The organism is Sporofaciens sp. St.21A7 (assembly GCF_059728535.1).
Genome location: NZ_BAAGFN010000001.1, coordinates 1,036,567 through 1,053,503, shown reverse-complemented (window position 1 = coordinate 1,053,503; position 16,937 = coordinate 1,036,567). Strand labels below are relative to the sequence as shown.

Here is a 16,937-nt window from a genome sequence, read left to right as displayed (position 1 = left end):
ATTTCATACCTCCATCAAACAAACTGCTTATTTTCAAGTTGTCTGATAAAATCATCAACTATATCAGATAGACTTTTCTCTACTGAAAATCCATCATCAAAAAATCCTGCCGTCTCTAATGAAACAAATCCATGTAAAATGCTGTGGTAATATCGGGAATAATAAATTATTTTTGTTTTCTCTTTCGTATATTGAGATAATGTCTCAAATAAAATTGATTTCACTTCCCGCCCTGCCCCAACTAGATTTTCTAAATTGCTATGAGGAACTTTCAAAATAATACGATACATCTCAGGATTTTTTTTCGCATAGCTATAATACGAGAAAGCAATCGCCCGAAGTGCTTCTCCCTGCTTCTTTTGTGCTGCGGCATCCAACATCTCATCTCTTAATCGGCTTAATGCCAGATGACTAAGGGAGCTATATAACTCTTCAATTCCCTTAATATGCGTATACAGTGAAGCTGGTTTTATATTTAGCTTCGCTGCCAGTTTATGCAGCGTTAAATTTTCATACCCATATTCTTCTACTAATAATGCCGCTGTTTTAACCACTGCCTCTTTCGTAAGTCCTTGTCTTGGCATAGTTTTCTCCCTTCCTAACAATATTAGGAATATTGTATCCTAATATTGTTAGGAAGTCAATATAGAAAAACAACAGCTCAATTATTCCCTGACAGATACTGCCTGTTTCCTGTCTTGACATACAAATACAAATCCGCACCAACAACCTCCAACTTCCGTTTTCCAAGTGTAATACCCATGATAGCTGTTGTGTTGACTATGATATAAAGCGGAAGCTTCTCACTCTGTAAATCCATTTTCTGCATCCTCCTTTTCAATCACAACAGTAAAATACTATCGTACCAGCATAGTTATAGTAAACTCATTCATTGCTTACGCCCTTTTCCTTACATTTCGGAAATGAAAAATCCCGCCGCAAGCAACGGGGTATCTATCCTGACATCTTTTTTCAAAATGCCGCAAATAGCAGGAAATTAGACCTGTGATAGATTAAAACTAAAAAAGGACCGCTTAAAACAGTCCCTTTCTTTCATTTTGAAATTCATTTCCAAAATTATCCTTTAAATTTAGGTGTCGCTGAATCTGGTTTTTTAATTGGCGCTGTCATTTTCAACAACAACGGCATAGGGAAATCTACTCCTGTTAATATAGCTTCACCTTCTCCTAAAACAGGTAAATAAGCCAATGTACTACTATTGGCTGTCGCACAAGATTGTTTTATCGCCTCTTTATCATTATAATTTATTAATCTGTGTACTAAAAATGTTCCCATTTGACTTAATGTACCTACCGGAATATCTCTCGGCATCTGTGTCGCAATACATAAAAATAGTCCATATTTGCGACATTCTTTGGCAATCTGATCAAATGCATTTAACGAATACGCTGTAAAATTATCATCGGTCACTCTTTTATTTAAAAATTGATGTGCTTCATCCAAAAAGAATATTGTTGGATTCTCTTTAAAAACCCTTTCTCTTGCCATCTTTAGCAGATACTTTGCCAATGCATTGGCAATTATCTCTCGAATACTAAAATCGTATCCTACTTTTTCAAAACCAATTCTCAATAACGTTTCACTATTATCAGAAATCAAAAATCCCATAAGAGTTTCTGCCAAATCTTCTTTCCCGCTATTACTTCCTATCCCAAGAATATTTTTGTAATTTATATCATTGACAAAAGCATTTGTTCTTGTAACTAACGAAATACAATTTGCTGAGTCCTGATCTGATCTTCCTCCCCAAAAATTGGAGTTAGACTTTCGATAATCCATATCATAAATACACTCTAATTGAATTTGTCTTGCCAAATACCTTATATCAAAATCTAATTCATCAACATCAATTTTTTCATAATTCTTTCGCTGAAACTGTATAAATCCTTCTTTACTTAGATTTTCTTTCTTAAAGACATTCTTTTCCTGGTTGTTTTGATAATACTCGTCCAATCCTCCACTATCTCTAGCTATTTTAAGTGTTTTAAGCGTTTTCACAGCTTCTAATAACTTGGGTGCCTGTGCCCTCTCAGAAGGTTTTAGAAGCAAAAACAAATCCGAAACCGTCAATCTTTTATAATTAAAAAAGGAATTCTCTGCAAGTATACAATGTTTCCCATTAAGGTTTGCATACTCCCCTGTAGGATCAACAAGAATGCATTTTGTATTATTATTTCTCGCTTCCTCCATTAATTTGGATAATGACCAACTCTTTCCCCCACCTGTTGTCCCAACCACAGCACAGTGTCTTCCAAAAAATGATTGTTGAGAAACCGTCACTTCTGTCTGCTCATCCGAATTTAAATATCCTATATGCATCAAAACTTCACTATTTTCTTTTTGTCCAAACCCTTGTACGTATTTTTGCACAAATTTTCTTGTACAGACAAAAACTTTTGCCCCTATAGTTGGATAAACATTCGCCCCTTTTGTTACTTTTCCCATCTCAAATAAATCAAAGGATAACAGAATTTCTGCTTTAGCTGTTGGATGAAATTCCTGATTCTTAAACGCCGTTTCTGACAACGAGAGACGTTCTTTCTCTGGAACTTCTATTTCCTGCAATTGTCCAACAAATCCATAGTTTTCTCCTTCAATTGATATGTATGTTCCTACTAATCCTCCATTAAATTCCTCTCCAGAAAAAATGAATTTACTCAAGAGAGTGGATGAGGGAAAATGTATTTTTACATATTGAGGAGTAACCTGTGATACATAACCAATAAAATAATGATAATCAAATGGCTGCATTTATTCTTCTCCCATCTCTTCTTGACTATATGCATATGAATACGGATAATTTAAAGCAAATTCTTGAAAATCACTTCTAAGCAACATAATATTAGCAGATTGTTTTGTCCTATTAATAATTTCTTTAAAGTTTTCAATAAACGGATCAACAATCATTAATTGCAAACTATGATTTAATTCCAATGCTTCAAATATCATGGAATTGATATGTTTATCTCCGAAACTATATCCAATTATTATCAATAGGGCATTGTCTGTTCGTAACTCTGTTTGAAACCTTGACATCATTTCAAAAAATGGTTGTTCATAAGAACTTTCATACTTTATACTGCTCGGGAAAATCATAACCGGATTCTCATTATTAATAAAATCACATTTTTGAATTTGTCTTGCTCCCTCATCCTTTTCCCAATCTAATGATCCATGTAATTTATATAAATGAAATACCTTGCTTGCATAGTTTTCTTGTGCTGTTATTCTGCTATTTTTTCGGATTACAATGTCATAATCATAATTATTTCCATTAAATATTCTTGGAAAAGTAAAAGAAAATCCATCAATCATAGTAAATCCACATTCATTTGCCGCTTGCTCAAACAGCATATCATAATTGGTAGTAAACAAGTTTTTCCTATCCCATAGGATGAGCCAGCACCAGTAAGTACGATTGTATTTTCAAAATACTTTGATAAGAATCCTCGATAAATTTCAATCTTTTTATTTTCTACAGCATTTTCTATAATACCTTCGTATTCTATCTCTTTCTCGTTATGACGTATCTTATCATTTTCTATATACAGATTATTTCTCTGACTTATAATATAGTATTTCATGACATTCTCCAATCTACTATCAGATTAATAACACATTTAATCATTTTTCCAAATCAAGTTTTCTTCTAAATATACAATCATTGGTAGTATACCACATAATACACCTATTTTCAGCACCTTTCCTACTATTTTCAGCATAACATGTAACAGTTCAGCCCAGGACTTTACACTTGTTGCAAAGTTCGTAAGAACACATAGCAGTTGGAATAGAATCCAGCCTCTTTGCCGTAAGGCAAACTTCAATAGGCCGGATTCCGTAACAGTGAGACCGAAGGCTGAACTGTTACCATAACATATCTATTATTTATCCAATCAACAAATTTTTAAACTTTCCTTATAGATGATTTCCTTTTCTCACAGAGTTATACCGAAAAGTATCTTATCCCGATATTTGAAAAATCCCTTTAATATATAAGCCGAGTAGAAACAAAATTCGGGATAATATTTTCCTATATAAGTGGAGAGGATGCGCAGAAAATTCTTGAGGGCGATGCATCCATATCTGCCCTTCAACAAAACAGTGGCATTAACGCATCTCTGGTCAGGTTACCAGAAAAAAGCCGGTATCGAACGCTATGCCCATGACGGGAAAGGATTCCATGCACTGAGGCGTACACTTGGGAAGGAGCTTACCCTTGCAGAAGTTCCTGTTACAACAACTGCACAGATCCTTGGACATCGGAGTATGGATTCTTCAAAACAGTATATTTCCTTAGACAGCTATCATTTGAAAGAATGTGCCCGTTATTTTGGGAATGCCAAGCCAAAAGAAACCTATATTTTTTCAGATAGCGAATTATCTTCCTTGTTTTCTGCGATTGATACATTGGCGGAAGACAAGAAGATTCCGTATACCCGGCAGATGCTTCTTGTGTTGTTCCGCCTAATCTACACCTGTGGGCTGCGTCCGCAGGAGGGAAGGGAATTGAAAAGAAGGAATATTAATTTTCAAACAGGTGAAATCCTCATTACCAATACAAAGAAGAAGAAAGAGAGATTTGTCGTCATGTCTGATGATATGCTTATGCTCTGCAGACGTTATGATAAGATGCGTCAGTTTTTCTATGAAGATAATCCGTATTTCTTCCCTGGATCTTCCGAGGGGCCTCTGGATGGCCAATGGTTAAACCGCCAGTTCCAGAAATGCTGGCAGACTGTAAATCCAGGCGTTCCCAAAGAGCAGCTTCCATCCGTAAGGGTTTACAGCCTCCGTCATCAGTTTGCTACTGCCAATGTAAACCGCTGGCTGGACGAACAGAAAGATCTGGATGCCATGCTTCCGCGCTTAAGAGCCTATATGGGCCATTATACTTTGAAGGAGACTGCTTACTATGTACATCTCCTCCCTGAAAACTTATCTAAAAACAGGGGATTGACTGGGAAGCCTTTTCCGAGATCATTCCGGAGGTGGAACCATGGCAAGAATGAATGGAAATCTGTTATACACACTGATTCATGACTTTCTGACAGACTATCTGCCGCAGAAGCGGAACTGCAGCCTTCATACAGTCAAAGCATACCGTACAGCATTAAACCAGCTGCTTGATTTCGCAAAAGATCAAAAACAGATCCGGTTGATAGATATCACATTTGACACACTAGATGGCGAAATGATTGCGGAGTATCTTGATTTTTTAGAAAATACCTAGAAATGCAGCATAAAAACACGAAACCATAAATTAAACTGCCTACGGTCTTTTTACAGCTATGCGGTAATGAGGGACACTTCCCTTGTAGTTTATCAGGCGGATTTATTTTCAATCCCTTTTAAAAAAGGTGTGAAAGTAGAAACGGTTGACTATCTGAGCGAGAATGCTGTTAAAGTTCTTCTGGAGCAACCGGATGTAAAAAGAAGAAAAGGTGTACGTGACCAGTTCCTTATGCTTTTAATGTATGATACAGCTGCCCGGATTCAGGAGGTCATAGATCTGAGGATTTGCGATATCCGTCTCGGAAACGCTCCACAGGTAAAGCTGCATGGAAAAGGAGATAAATACCGTTCCCTTCCACTTATGAAAAAAACAGTATTGCATTACCACAACTATATGCAGGCATTTCATCCAGGTGAGGCCGAACGATCTCCAAAAGCATTATTTTATACGATACGCAAAAGCATATATAGTCCAATATCTGATGATACGATCAGGGCATTTATGAATGGATATGCAAAAAAGGCACATATGATATGCCCGGAAGTTCCAGAAAAAATCCACCCGCATATTTGGAGGCATAGCCGTGCAATGCATCTGTATCAGCATGGGATGGATCTGACAACACTTTCTCAATGGCTTGGGCATGTAAATCTTTCCACAACCTTAATTTACGCACATGCTGACACAGAGATGAAGCGTAAAGCCATGGAAGAGGCAACGGGTGATTATTTTCCAAGAGTTTCTGCAGAAAAATCCCCGTATGATGTCAATGATGATGCTGTATTGAAACGTCTGTATGGATTGAAATAAAAAAATCTTATCCCGAATTTTTGAGAAGAGCACTGGCAACGGGTTGGAAAATCTTATCCCGAATTTTTATATGAGAAAGCCCAATTTATAAGGCTTTATTAAAGAATTCGGGATAAGATACTTTTCGGTATAACTCTAATTATCCCGAATTCGGGATAATTAGAGCATTATCCGAGAAGTTTCATTATCAAAGAAACATCGTAAGAAGTGCAGTTTATAGGCGGTTTTCAAAAAACTTCTCGGATAATATATGTATGTTCATACAGTACTAATTCAAGAAATCAGGCATAATATTTTCATTATCAGACTTTTGGGTGACAACATTCTGTTTCGGGAACCACTTTTCATTCCATTCTTTGATATGCTTGTTCACCGTTCCTTGTGAAAGCTCCGCATATCGTTGAGTAGTTGCAACCGACGTATGCCCCAGAAAATTCTTTATTGCGATGATTGGAATGCCAGCTTCTAGCATGTGGGTAGCGGTAGTATGCCTCATAGTATGCGGCGAATAATGCGCTTCAAGGAACATGTCCGGATTCTGCTGTTTTGCTGCCTGGACGTATTTTTTGAAAATCCCTTCAATGCAGGAAATTGTCATTTGCTCATGAGTTTGACTTGAGAAAACATGGCTGTTAGGCCTGTTTTCAATTTTCCGGTATGACAAATACTGGCAAAGTATCTCTCCACATTGCTTTGCTATTATAATTCGCCGGGATTTATTCCCTTTTCCGATGAGGGTAATCCGAACCTGATCTTTCTGTTTCTGCATGTCACGAACCCTTAAATCGCAGATCTCCTGTGCCCTGGCACCACTGGCATACATGAAGTTTAGGAGGACTTTGTCCCGTCTGCCAGTATATTTCCTTTCGTCTGGAATCTGTAGCAGGACAGTGACTTCATTTAAGGAAAATACCGTGCGTGGGCCTGATTTTTGCTTTTTTACTGGTATCTTCTTTAAATTATGCATGAATACGGACGCAGCCTCAAGATCCTGGTTTTGTGCATACGCCGCAAATGATGATAAAGCCGCCAGCCGTTGATTGCGGGTGGAAGCTGTGCATCCCCTTTCTTCTTCCAGCCAGATAAGGAAACTGTTGACCGTATTGTAATCCAAAAGTTTAAAAGTAACTTTGTCTGCTGGAATCCCACGCTTGACAAACATGTATTCCAACAGCAGACGGAATGCATATTTATAAGAATGGATTGTATTGTCAGACAGTCCGGCTGAATAGGGCATATAAATATCAAAAAAGCTCTGTAATATTTCCATGAATGTTTCTGTTTTATTCCTCATACGACACCTCCGAAAAAACATCCCCGGCATAAGACTCAAACAGGTCGTTGTATTCAGGGAACATATCGCTGCTGAATTTCAGATATTTTTCTGTGCCGTTCATGTCGTCATGCCCCAGATATAAGGACAGGTATGGCACAGAATCGTCCGTAAGCCGGCCGTTGCGCTCTGCCTGCGCAAACGACCTGATGGCAAACAGATGGCGGAAACAATGAAGGCACTGTCCACGGGTATGCGGCACAGGCTCTATATAAATGTCAGTTTCTTTCAGGATTGCCTTGAACCGGCGCATAGCAGTGTTTTCTGACATATGTTTTTCCGGGACACGGCCTGGAAACAGAAAGTTTTCAGGACTGCCTGACAGGTCTATTGAGAGACAGTATTTTTTCAACATATCTGTTAATTCCCCGCCTATGGGAACAATCCGCTGCTTCTTGTTTTTTGCATTGCGGATCAAAATAGCATCATTTTCAAAATGGATGTCTTTTATGCGGATTGTCAGCGCTTCATTTACCCGGAGGCCACAGCAATACAGGAGCCTGAGAAGCATGGGGATTTCAAGCTGTATATGGGGGATGCTGTTTTTTGTCATCTGGATTGAATCAGCAGCCCGGAAAATCTTATCCAGTTCATCATCTGAGAAAATATATGGCATATATGTATCACGCAGTTTCGGACAGTCTGGCAAAAATACCGAAAATCCAACATGGCGCAAATATTCAAGGAACTTCCTTAAGTTACTGACTTTTCCAACGACTGTGCTTCTGGCATAAGCCGGGTGCAGCAACTGCATCCATCCGTAAACATCTTTACTGGAGATTTCTTTGTTGCAAATGCCATTTGCAGCGAGATAGTCATCAAAAGAATGCAGTGTAACGCAATCACATTTGTATGTACCATGGGATACGGTATGTTCCCTAAGCGCAAGGTAATCATTTATTTCCTGATTGAAAGCACTCTTGAATTTCATCATTCAACACACCTCCTTCCCATAAGGAATTCGAGGAAAAACCCCGATGCCTCTGGTGGGGAAAGCGTATAAGGGCGCAGCTGTTCTAAGTCAAGACGGGCATAGCATTTAGTGGAGTTCAAATCTGAATGCCCGAGGGTCTTGCGGACTGCTTCATAGGGAATGCCCTCATTTACCATGGAACTGGCAAGAGAGGCACGTAAAGAATGTGCGCCATGTTTACGGCCTCCGATATCAATGTCTGTTCTCTCTAATGCCTTTGCAATCCGTTTCCCTATCGCTTTGGCTGAAATATGCCGGTATGGTGCGCGCGGCGTAAGGAATATATAGGGGCTGTCGGAAATGGGGCGTTCCTCACTGGCATATGCAGCAATCGCCTCCCTGATTTCAGGAAGCAGTGGAAGTTCCAGTCCCGTACCTGTTTTTTGTTGGATAATACAGATAAGGTTTGCGTCATAATCAATCGAATCAAAAGTGAGCGTTGCAATATCGCCACTGCGGAGACCCAGACGGGAGGCAAGCAACACGATTGCATAGTCCCGTCTGCCAAGAGGATTTCCTGAAAGGACGGCTTCTTCTATTTTTGACAGTTCGTCTTCAGAATAGACAGAAGGAACTGGCTGTGGAATCCTGTAGCCAGGTACTATGTAAGAGAAATCTTTATCCGTATGTCCATGCTCAAAAAGGAATCTTAAAAAAGTCTTTATCCTCGGAATGTAACAGCCGCTTCCCATAGCAAGTATTGCTGTTCCAACCACTTTTGAATTGATCTGGCCTGCTTCTGTACATCCATTGCAGGAAAGATGATAAAGAAAACGCCTGTTCTGCTGGATGTTTATTCTGGCAGTAATCTCCTTTAATCCTCTGACCATACAGTCAGCATGGTAATAATCCAAAAGGATCTTTAAACCATCAGGAAGAACGTAATTTTCTTCCGGCATAAGGCAGATGGGGAGTTTTTCTCCCCTTAAAATAGCATTCAGGCGTTGGGTGAATAGAGCAGCATTATTTTTTGTTTCTGATGACACATCGTGCGTTTTGCAAAACTCAACAAAAGCCCTACCGGTATCTTCGGTATAGAAGTCAGATTTGTTTTCCCTTAAAAATCCCCTCATCTCATCTGAAATCCGGCGATTCCTTGCTAATACAGCTACACAGTATCCCTGCCCTTCCAAAAGCTGCATTAAGGATTGGATTACCTGCTCAAACGGCACACTGTTATTTTGGCACATCATTGTTGTCCTCCTTATACATTCAGCATTATTTTTACGCTGTATCTACAGTATAAGGTTTAAGTAATTATCTGAGAAGTTTTTTGAAAACCGCCTATAAACTGCACTTCTTACGATGTTTCTTTGATAATGAAACTTCTCGGATAATGCTTTTTATGTCAGAACTGAAATAAAGGGCAAGATTCGCCTGAGTAACTCAAAACCCACTTCGTGGATTTTGCTTACCCGGCAAACTTGATGGTGATTCCGCTCCCCATGCCCTCGGTTGTTGCATATTTTTCAAATATGCAGATTGGCTCCTATTAAAAATAGTCGCAGCGTGATAGTTCCTATCACGGAAAAATCCAAAAATTTTTATAAATCCCCTCTTTTCCTTTCCCATTCCATTTCCACAATCGGCTTATATTATAGGAACCCCTTTGGATTCCTACATTCAGGAAGATCAAAGTACGAATATATTTTTAACAGGAAGGAAGGACGAAATGGCAAGACCAAAGAAAGACAGGGAACTGCAGCACAAACACCAGATTATGCTCCGTCTCACAGATACGGAATATGAAATCGTGTCTGAAAGCGCAAAAACCGCACACCTCCCACTGGCAGAGTATGCCCGGAAACAGATTATGCAGCAGAAGGTAACGGCAAAATATGAGATCGTGGCAGACCTGCCGGAGCTGAAAAAATTGATTGCGGAGTTTGGGAAGATCGGCAGCAACTTAAACCAGATTGCAAGGCATAGGGGCAGCGGCGGCATCCATTCCCAAAGAATGCTTAAAGCAATCGGCCAAAGCGTAGCCAGAATCTACGAAATGAAGTATGAAGTGTTAAAGATGGCCGGGGATTTCCAGGCGGTTTCCGGAGGACGTTCTCATGGCAATCCTGAAACACATAGCGAGTAAAAATGCCAACTATGCAGAGATACAGCGTTATCTCATGTTTGAACATGATGAAGATACCAACAAGCCGATACTCAATGAAAACGGAAAATTGATTCCTCGCAAAGGATATATCATGGACGGTATAAACTGCGACCCATTCACCTTCGATATGGAGTGCAGGGAACTGAACGCCCTGTACCGTAAAAATGAATCTTATGATGAAATCAAATCCCATCATTACATTATCAGCTTCGACCCGAAGGACACAGATGAAAATGGACTGACCGGGGAACGGGCGCAGAAACTTGGGATGGAGTATGCCAGGAAAAATTTCTCCGGCCACCAGACCCTGGTCTGCACACACATGGACGGGCATAATAAAAGCGGCAACATCCATGTGCATATTGTCATTAACAGCCTGCGGAAATACGATGTGGAACGCCAGGGCTTCATGGAGCGGGTCTCCGCTTCCGCTCCGGTCGGCGCTAAGCGAACGTCCACTGGACGTTCAGCGCCCTGCGATTCCCGTGCCGGATATAAGCACCATCTATCGAAAGATTACCTGATCCATCTAAAGCAGTCCCTTATGGATCTGTGCCATCGGGAACATCTGCATCAGGCAGACCTTCTTGCGCCTGCGGCAAAGAAAGTTACAGACCGTGAATATCATGCGGGACGGAGGGGGCAAAAGAAACTGGACGAACGCAACCGGCAGATTCTGGCGGACGGCCTTCCCATTCGCAGAACGGCATTCCAGACACAGAAGGATTTCTTACGCTCCGCAATCGAAGCCAGCGCCGTCAGTTCCTGCAGCCGGGAAGAATTTCAAAAATTACTCCTGGAGAAATACAACGTCACGCTCAAAGTCAGCCGTGGAAGGTTCAGCTACCTCCACCGGAACGAGGAAAATATATTACCGGCAGGATGCTTGGCACTCATTATGAAGAAGATTATCTCCTGGAGCTGTTCGGGGAAAATTCAAAAAGTAAAGAATACAGAAAAGAAACCATTGCTGGTGAAACCTTTAATGCAGAATCGGAACAGCCTGCAGACCAGCCATCCGATCCATTACAGGAAGCTCCTGTATCAATCCTGTTTATCAAGTCAGACCTGCGGCTTGTAACCAACCTGCAGGATTGTGTGAAAGCACAGCAAAATGCCGCTTATGCCACCAATAAAGTAAAACTTTCCAATCTAAAGGAAATGGCTAAGACCGTTGCTTATATACAAGAACGTGGATATGATACAAGAGATTCCCTGGAAGATTCATTTTCAGAGGTTAAGAACCTTGCTTCCAGTTCCAGAAAGGTTTTAAAAGATACGGAAGATAAGCTCCGGATATTAAATGAGCAGATCCATTATACCGGCCAGTACCTTGCCAATAAATCCGTCTACCGGCAGTTTTGCAGAGCAAAACACAAGGGACAGTTCCGGGAAGAACACCCTGCCGAGATTGCGCTTTACGAATCAGCCCGGAAATTCCTGCAAGGGCAGTCAGCAGACGGCAGGCTTCCATCCATCAAACTGCTGAAAGCGGAAAAAGAACAGCTATTGCATAAGAAAAAGGAAGCGCAGAAAACCTACCATTATTACCGGGATTATCAGAAAGAATTAAATACGGTCTGCTCCAATGTCGATAAAATTTTAGGGCAGGCCCGCACCAGACAGCCGGAGAAGCAGAAAGGCGCAGATATTTCCTGATTCTTCCGTCGAAAAACATCCGCAGGATTCTGATTATGGTTCTGCCCAAATTCCTGCGGATGTCATTCATTCCATTCTGATGGCTGCACCTGAAAATTCTGCCAAGCGTCAACTGAGGGTATTACAGAGCCAATGCTTTCGCTTTTCTCACGCATCACCTGGTACATTTCTTCCCGTTTTTTCTCTGCATACTTCCGTATTTCCCTCTGCGCCGTCCCAGTCGGCTCAAAGGAAAAATAGAACGGCTTTTCCCATCCCTCCCGGAACGGGTATGGGAAAATATAAATTTTTCTCAATCCCGTCGTATCTAAAAACAACTGGAAAATCTCATAAGGCAGGATTTCCCCGCATACCAGAACAGCTCCTGCATCTTCATAAGAAACCTGTTCCCGGTACACTGGCGAACCCAGGAATGCGAGCTGTTTTAGAGCGTTCATCCGTATCGCTTCTATCTGGGTACGCTGCCCCACACGCCATCTTGTCTGCGGTGCAAGCTCCCCGTAAATCCGGGCAGCTTCTTCGTCCTCCTGGATATCGTTGTCATAGTCATAACTGTAATTTTCCACTTTAATCTGGCCATATGCCACAAGGCTTGCAAAAAGCGCAAGGGAATCCAGGTCAGTATATACAGACAGATGCCCCCTGCCCTGATAGGAACATAAGATATCCTCTAAAGCATCCATGATCTTTTTCATGGTTTCATATTTTTTATCCGGTTCTTTTTCCATTCCTTCTCCCTCTTTTATGTTTTGCTGCTGCCAGAAATTTTTGTCTCCGGCATATCCGGCGTCTTATCCGTCATTTCATTCTGCGCTTTCGCTGCCGCCTTCCCCAGCTTCTCTTTCTTTAGCTGTTCTGCCCTCCCTAAATCTACATAATGCGTCGCATATGCTTTTTCAATCTCCGGGTTTCCGCTCTTACTGAAACGGAGGGGGATTACTGACTTATGCCCTTGCTTTTTCTTTACGCCCCAGCGTTTGTAATAACAGAATGACGGTTTTAAGTTTGTTTTCTTCGCATAGGAGCGGATCTGCTTCATAACAAATGAGAGTTTCTTCAAATTACAGGTACAGACGGCTTCCAGATACTGTACTTTCCCGAATCTCCAGTCCTCATATTTCTGCCGGGGCAGCACCCCTATGTCAACCAGTACGTCTGCCGGGGCGGCATAGCCCCGATGCCGGCACTGATGGTAAACAGCAGAATGTACTTTCCCTATCAGTTCTGATTCTTTCACTTTGCCCTCCATGTAAATACCCCCGGCTGTATTCATTCACAACCGGGGATTCTATTATCTTTCCTCTATGGTATCTGCATAATGGCAACTATTATATCGTTTGAAGCAGTCCTTTTTCAATTTCCCGGACATCTTCCACAGAAAGATCCGTAAAATACCCGGCGATTTCCTCTGCTGACATTTTTCCAGTCTTTAACATATTTTCTACTGCATCCCTTACTGCCTCACGTCTTTCACTGGCAACATAATTACGCATAATCCTCTCTTCATCAAACAAAGTCATCATGATAGACACAACCTCCTTTTCCCTGCTCGCCAGAAATTCACGGAGCAGATTCCTGTCTTTGCAGATGCGGATGGTTTCCGTGACAGCCTCCCGGCTTCTCCCATACCGCTTTACCTGTTCGTTATATACCTTTGTAAAAGCAACATACTGGCTGATGATGTCATTTCCTTTACCGTCATAGATTACTTTTACCTTTACTTCAATGGAACATTCTTTTCCCTTGAAAAATTCTTTGGAAAATGAAATCGTTTCCGGCCTGCTGACACGCTCCCCTGTATAGATCATATATATCTCCGGCTCCGGCACATGGACTTTCTTGCTTCCATATAAATCTGCGTCCTGCTCTTCAAAATAATCATGGTAAACCTGCGCCAAATACATCAGCGCACGTATAATGATATTCATCGTCCAGCTCGACTGCTGCTCGACCAGGAATAAAATTTTGTCCCCAACCCGGAAACCCAGGTCATTATAGATTCCGTTGGTAAGCACGTTCCTTATCGTTATATCCGTAAGCGCATCTTCCGTAGTCTCCGTATCCTCCGGATGGAGCGCACGGTATAGCTGTATCAGGTATTTTTTATCCCGAAAGATCGTCGTGAATACGCTGTCTTTCACCGTATATTTGGCAAAGGAATCCTTTTTTTCCACTGCTTTCTCTTTTGGCTCTTCCTGTATTATTCCACCCTGCATAATATCACCCCGGTTCCGGCTTGCGCCTGGCAGTCTGACAGGGAGGTTTCGCCCTGTCTGTTATGGCTTTATTATACAGAGAAACTCCATAATGTTCAAGACATAAAAAAGTGTCTTCGACACTTCAACCCCCTAGCCCCCATTCATGGGGGAATTAGGGGTTTCTTTTTCTTTTGTTTTCCTGCATAATAGTCTTATGAGCATACTACAAGAAATTTTTAAAGATCATTATGAAGAAATGGTTTATATCCTACATCCCCGTGACTCTGTCATCGAAAATGTTGAAAAAATGATCAACTGCGGCGATCCCTCCTTTGGTGGCGCCATGTATGGCTGTCCACACTGCGGAAAGCTTAAGTTTGTCCCTTTCCGCTGTAAAAGCCGTTTCTGCCCCACCTGTGGCAATAAATATGCCATGGAACGCACTACCAGTATGTCCTTTAAACTGGTAAATGTCCGTCATCGCCACTGTGTTTTTACAATTGATGAGCAGCTCCGGGATTTTTTCCTCAATGACCGTTCCCTCCTCGACTGCCTTTTTCATGCCGTAAACAATGTTGTTTCACGCATGTTTTTTAAACAGAATAAGTCCATGAACTTTACTCCCGGTTTTATCATGGTCCTCCACACTTTTGGCAGGGACTTAAAATGGAACCCCCATATACACTGCCTTATTTCTGAGGGTGGTTACAGCGATAATGGTTTCTGGCGCAATACCAGACACTTCAACTATACCTATCTCCTCAATGCTTTCCGCACTGCCCTGCTCAATGAAATGGACTCCAAAATCGGCCCTTCTTTCAAAAGGGTTAAGTCACGCTGTTACCGGGATCACAAAGACGGTTTCTATGTCTATGCTAAGCCTAATAAATGTGACCCAAAAACTGCCATAAAATACATTGGACGCTATCTGGGGCGGCCTGTTATCGCCACATCCCGGATTGACAGCTATGATGGTGACTTTGTCACCTTTCACTACAACCGCCACGAAGATGACGCCTATGTGGAAGAGACCCTTCCTGTTATGGAGTTCATAGAGCGCCTGATCCGCCATATCCCGGAAAAGCATTTCAAAATGATCCGCTATGGCGGCATTTATGCACGCCACCGGGAGATTGATAAAAAACTTTATAGAATCATTTCCCGTGAAAAACACCGCATTTTCAGAAGCTTTAACCAGTGGCGCACGGCCATTCTCTCTGCTTTTGGCCATGACCCGCTGAAATGTGAATGTGGCACAACTATGCTGTTTTTAGAACTCTATTTCAACCACAAGCGCGTTTCTCTGGAAGAATTGTACGAGAAAGTCATGTCCCGTTCTCGTGGAAAAAGGTCTTCTGCATGACTTTCTTAATTCCCATTTCTGTAGTATACTCCTTTCAAAGGAGGCTGTACTTATGAACCCAAACACAGAGAAACTACGCAAAAAATATATAGATAATCCACCCGAAGGCATGACATCCGGGGACATTCGCCGCATGAGCGAGGATGACCTTCTTGATATGGATTATTTCTTAAATGAAGATGACCCATTTGACGACGATTTTGGAGAGGAAGGTTTTTATATTTTCTAAATCCTTGACCGTCTGTTTTGAATACCTGAAACACATATCTATCTAACATATGTTCGGTAAACATATGTTTTTCTTTGTGTGTCAATAGGTCGGAATTTCCTATAAAGCGAAAAAAAGCTGCCCGACTGGACAGCTTACATAAATCTCTTTTCTCGGATAGTCTTGGCAGTATCAAGGGGGAGAGGTGTGGAGAGGGGGAAGCGGAAATGTGGCTATCCACCCATGCCGCAAAAGGGCAGACTTCGCCCTCGGTGTGCGGATTATCCTACCTTTCCCTGTCTTTGCTCCGCTGCAAGTGGCGGTTGTAGAACTCCAACGCCTTGACAACGAAGTCCGTTTCCTGCCCTCTGGGGATGGACTTGGGGATGAGCTTGGTTATCCTCTCGTCCTTGAAAGCGGGCTTTTCTTTCTGGTTGGGCTTTTCCTCCTGCATGATGCTCTGGATGACCTCATTGGTGAGCTTGCCCTCCTGCATGAACTTTTTCATCTTGATTGTTGAACGGCGAATTGTAATCGGAACTAACAGCGAATTATTTTAACATGTTCTGAATATTTGACTGCGCAGTCCCGTATTTAACCGCACGCTGCCAGTAAACAAACAACACACTTCTATCGGCAGTTTCAAACATACAGAAGGCCATGGTCTTTAAGAATCCATGGCCTTTCACGTTTTTTACCCGGATACTGCGCCAGCCTTTTCAAGATGGCTAATACCGGCAGCTACTGTTACGGCATCTACTTTCCCTATCGGATGCATAGAAAGCCGTCCGACCGTCCAGCGTATATCAGAAAAATCCGCAAGCTCGCAGCCGATATCGTGGTTTGGTATGCACAGGAAGCTGCCGTATTTATGCCGTCCCGCAATGACATGGAAATAGGTGCCCCGTCCATTTATTTCAGCTTCATACTGGCCGGATGCTGTCATCCTGAGCGTGTCGATGCTGGCTGTCCATGATACCATACGTCCCTCTTCCTCCATGGCGCATTTATAATAGTAACCCATGC

Annotated in this window: 19 protein-coding genes and 1 pseudogene; 7 read left to right on the top strand and 13 right to left on the bottom strand. The window is 41.8% G+C overall.

Translation table 11 applies throughout. The annotated features are described in order from the left end of the window. Window positions 1-14 precede the first annotated feature (14 nt). The 5 genes from AC6I3O_RS05175 to AC6I3O_RS05155 form a co-directional block, all read right to left on the bottom strand. Window positions 15-584 carry a TetR/AcrR family transcriptional regulator gene (locus AC6I3O_RS05175; protein WP_497849987.1) on the bottom strand — a complete coding sequence of 190 codons (570 nt, stop codon included), beginning with the start codon at window positions 582-584 and terminating at the stop codon, window positions 15-17. Window positions 585-661: 77 nt separating this feature from the next. Further along, window positions 662-820 (bottom strand): hypothetical protein, encoded by a 159-nt coding sequence (locus AC6I3O_RS05170; protein ID WP_497849986.1) that lies wholly within the window; start codon window positions 818-820, stop codon window positions 662-664. A gap of 257 nt (window positions 821-1,077) precedes the next feature. Beyond that, a complete protein-coding gene (locus tag AC6I3O_RS05165; RefSeq protein ID WP_497849985.1) occupies window positions 1,078-2,772 on the bottom strand; it encodes an ATP-binding protein in 1,695 nt (564 codons plus the stop codon). After that, window positions 2,773-3,375, bottom strand: a complete 603-nt coding sequence (locus AC6I3O_RS05160) for an SIR2 family protein (RefSeq protein ID WP_497853423.1) — start codon at window positions 3,373-3,375, stop codon at window positions 2,773-2,775. Next, window positions 3,333-3,605 carry a hypothetical protein gene (locus tag AC6I3O_RS05155; RefSeq protein WP_497849984.1) on the bottom strand — a complete coding sequence of 91 codons (273 nt, stop codon included), beginning with the start codon at window positions 3,603-3,605 and terminating at the stop codon, window positions 3,333-3,335. Before AC6I3O_RS05155 ends, AC6I3O_RS05160 begins: the two co-directional genes overlap by 43 nt. A 466-nt stretch (window positions 3,606-4,071) precedes the next feature. Here AC6I3O_RS05155 and AC6I3O_RS05150 point away from each other — a divergent pair, with 466 nt between their 5' ends. The 3 genes from AC6I3O_RS05150 to AC6I3O_RS05140 all read left to right on the top strand — a co-directional run bounded on the left by AC6I3O_RS05150 (window position 4,072) and on the right by AC6I3O_RS05140 (window position 6,067). After that, complete coding sequence (locus tag AC6I3O_RS05150) at window positions 4,072-5,064, top strand: tyrosine-type recombinase/integrase (RefSeq protein WP_497849983.1); 993 nt, start codon at window positions 4,072-4,074, stop codon at window positions 5,062-5,064. Next, window positions 5,021-5,254 (top strand): site-specific integrase, encoded by a 234-nt coding sequence (locus AC6I3O_RS05145; protein ID WP_497849982.1) that lies wholly within the window; start codon window positions 5,021-5,023, stop codon window positions 5,252-5,254. The genes AC6I3O_RS05150 and AC6I3O_RS05145 overlap by 44 nt, the downstream gene beginning before the upstream one ends. A 129-nt stretch (window positions 5,255-5,383) precedes the next feature. Further along, on the top strand, window positions 5,384-6,067 hold the full coding sequence (locus AC6I3O_RS05140; protein ID WP_497849981.1) for a tyrosine-type recombinase/integrase: 684 nt from the start codon (window positions 5,384-5,386) through the stop codon (window positions 6,065-6,067). 268 nt (window positions 6,068-6,335) lie between these two features. On the opposite strand, the gene AC6I3O_RS05135 is transcribed toward AC6I3O_RS05140, so the two are convergent. The 3 genes from AC6I3O_RS05135 to AC6I3O_RS05125 are packed head-to-tail and all read right to left on the bottom strand — an operon-like array spanning window position 6,336 to window position 9,566. Next, entirely contained in the window at window positions 6,336-7,361 is a 1,026-nt protein-coding gene (locus AC6I3O_RS05135; protein ID WP_172538080.1) for a tyrosine-type recombinase/integrase, read from the bottom strand. After that, window positions 7,351-8,334 (bottom strand): tyrosine-type recombinase/integrase, encoded by a 984-nt coding sequence (locus AC6I3O_RS05130; RefSeq protein WP_004074395.1) that lies wholly within the window; start codon window positions 8,332-8,334, stop codon window positions 7,351-7,353. The genes AC6I3O_RS05135 and AC6I3O_RS05130 overlap by 11 nt, the downstream gene beginning before the upstream one ends. Beyond that, a complete protein-coding gene (locus AC6I3O_RS05125; protein ID WP_290451271.1) occupies window positions 8,331-9,566 on the bottom strand; it encodes a site-specific integrase in 1,236 nt (411 codons plus the stop codon). Before AC6I3O_RS05125 ends, AC6I3O_RS05130 begins: the two co-directional genes overlap by 4 nt. 479 nt (window positions 9,567-10,045) lie before the next feature. Here AC6I3O_RS05125 and AC6I3O_RS05120 point away from each other — a divergent pair, with 479 nt between their 5' ends. Together AC6I3O_RS05120 and AC6I3O_RS05115 are read left to right on the top strand one after the other, a co-directional pair. After that, the gene (locus AC6I3O_RS05120; RefSeq protein ID WP_497849980.1) at window positions 10,046-10,462 is read left to right on the top strand and encodes a plasmid mobilization protein; all 417 of its coding nucleotides are present in this window, start codon (window positions 10,046-10,048) and stop codon (window positions 10,460-10,462) included. Then, a pseudogene (locus tag AC6I3O_RS05115) lies at window positions 10,434-12,142 on the top strand (relaxase/mobilization nuclease domain-containing protein). The gene AC6I3O_RS05120 and the pseudogene AC6I3O_RS05115 overlap by 29 nt, the downstream one beginning before the upstream one ends. A gap of 62 nt (window positions 12,143-12,204) precedes the next feature. On the opposite strand, the gene AC6I3O_RS05110 reads toward AC6I3O_RS05115, so the two are convergent. The 3 genes from AC6I3O_RS05110 to AC6I3O_RS05100 form a co-directional block, all read right to left on the bottom strand. Next, window positions 12,205-12,870, bottom strand: a complete 666-nt coding sequence (locus tag AC6I3O_RS05110; protein ID WP_497849979.1) for a hypothetical protein — start codon at window positions 12,868-12,870, stop codon at window positions 12,205-12,207. 14 nt (window positions 12,871-12,884) lie between these two features. Next, window positions 12,885-13,379, bottom strand: a complete 495-nt coding sequence (locus AC6I3O_RS05105) for a hypothetical protein (protein ID WP_497849978.1) — start codon at window positions 13,377-13,379, stop codon at window positions 12,885-12,887. Window positions 13,380-13,470: 91 nt separating this feature from the next. Further along, window positions 13,471-14,358, bottom strand: a complete 888-nt coding sequence (locus tag AC6I3O_RS05100; protein WP_497849977.1) for a hypothetical protein — start codon at window positions 14,356-14,358, stop codon at window positions 13,471-13,473. A gap of 196 nt (window positions 14,359-14,554) precedes the next feature. On the opposite strand from AC6I3O_RS05100, the gene AC6I3O_RS05095 reads away from it, so the two are divergent. Both AC6I3O_RS05095 and AC6I3O_RS05090 read left to right on the top strand, forming a co-directional pair. Further along, window positions 14,555-15,703 carry an IS91 family transposase gene (locus tag AC6I3O_RS05095; RefSeq protein ID WP_497853422.1) on the top strand — a complete coding sequence of 383 codons (1,149 nt, stop codon included), beginning with the start codon at window positions 14,555-14,557 and terminating at the stop codon, window positions 15,701-15,703. A 52-nt stretch (window positions 15,704-15,755) separates the two neighbouring features. Then, the gene (locus AC6I3O_RS05090; RefSeq protein ID WP_168354808.1) at window positions 15,756-15,932 is read left to right on the top strand and encodes a hypothetical protein; all 177 of its coding nucleotides are present in this window, start codon (window positions 15,756-15,758) and stop codon (window positions 15,930-15,932) included. A 265-nt stretch (window positions 15,933-16,197) separates the two neighbouring features. Here AC6I3O_RS05090 and AC6I3O_RS05085 read toward each other — a convergent pair whose 3' ends face one another. Next, window positions 16,198-16,407 carry a hypothetical protein gene (locus AC6I3O_RS05085; RefSeq protein WP_497849976.1) on the bottom strand — a complete coding sequence of 70 codons (210 nt, stop codon included), beginning with the start codon at window positions 16,405-16,407 and terminating at the stop codon, window positions 16,198-16,200. A 198-nt stretch (window positions 16,408-16,605) separates the two neighbouring features. Next, window positions 16,606-16,935, bottom strand: a complete 330-nt coding sequence (locus AC6I3O_RS05080; protein ID WP_497849975.1) for a DUF6618 family protein — start codon at window positions 16,933-16,935, stop codon at window positions 16,606-16,608. Between the last annotated feature and the right edge of the window lie 2 nt (window positions 16,936-16,937).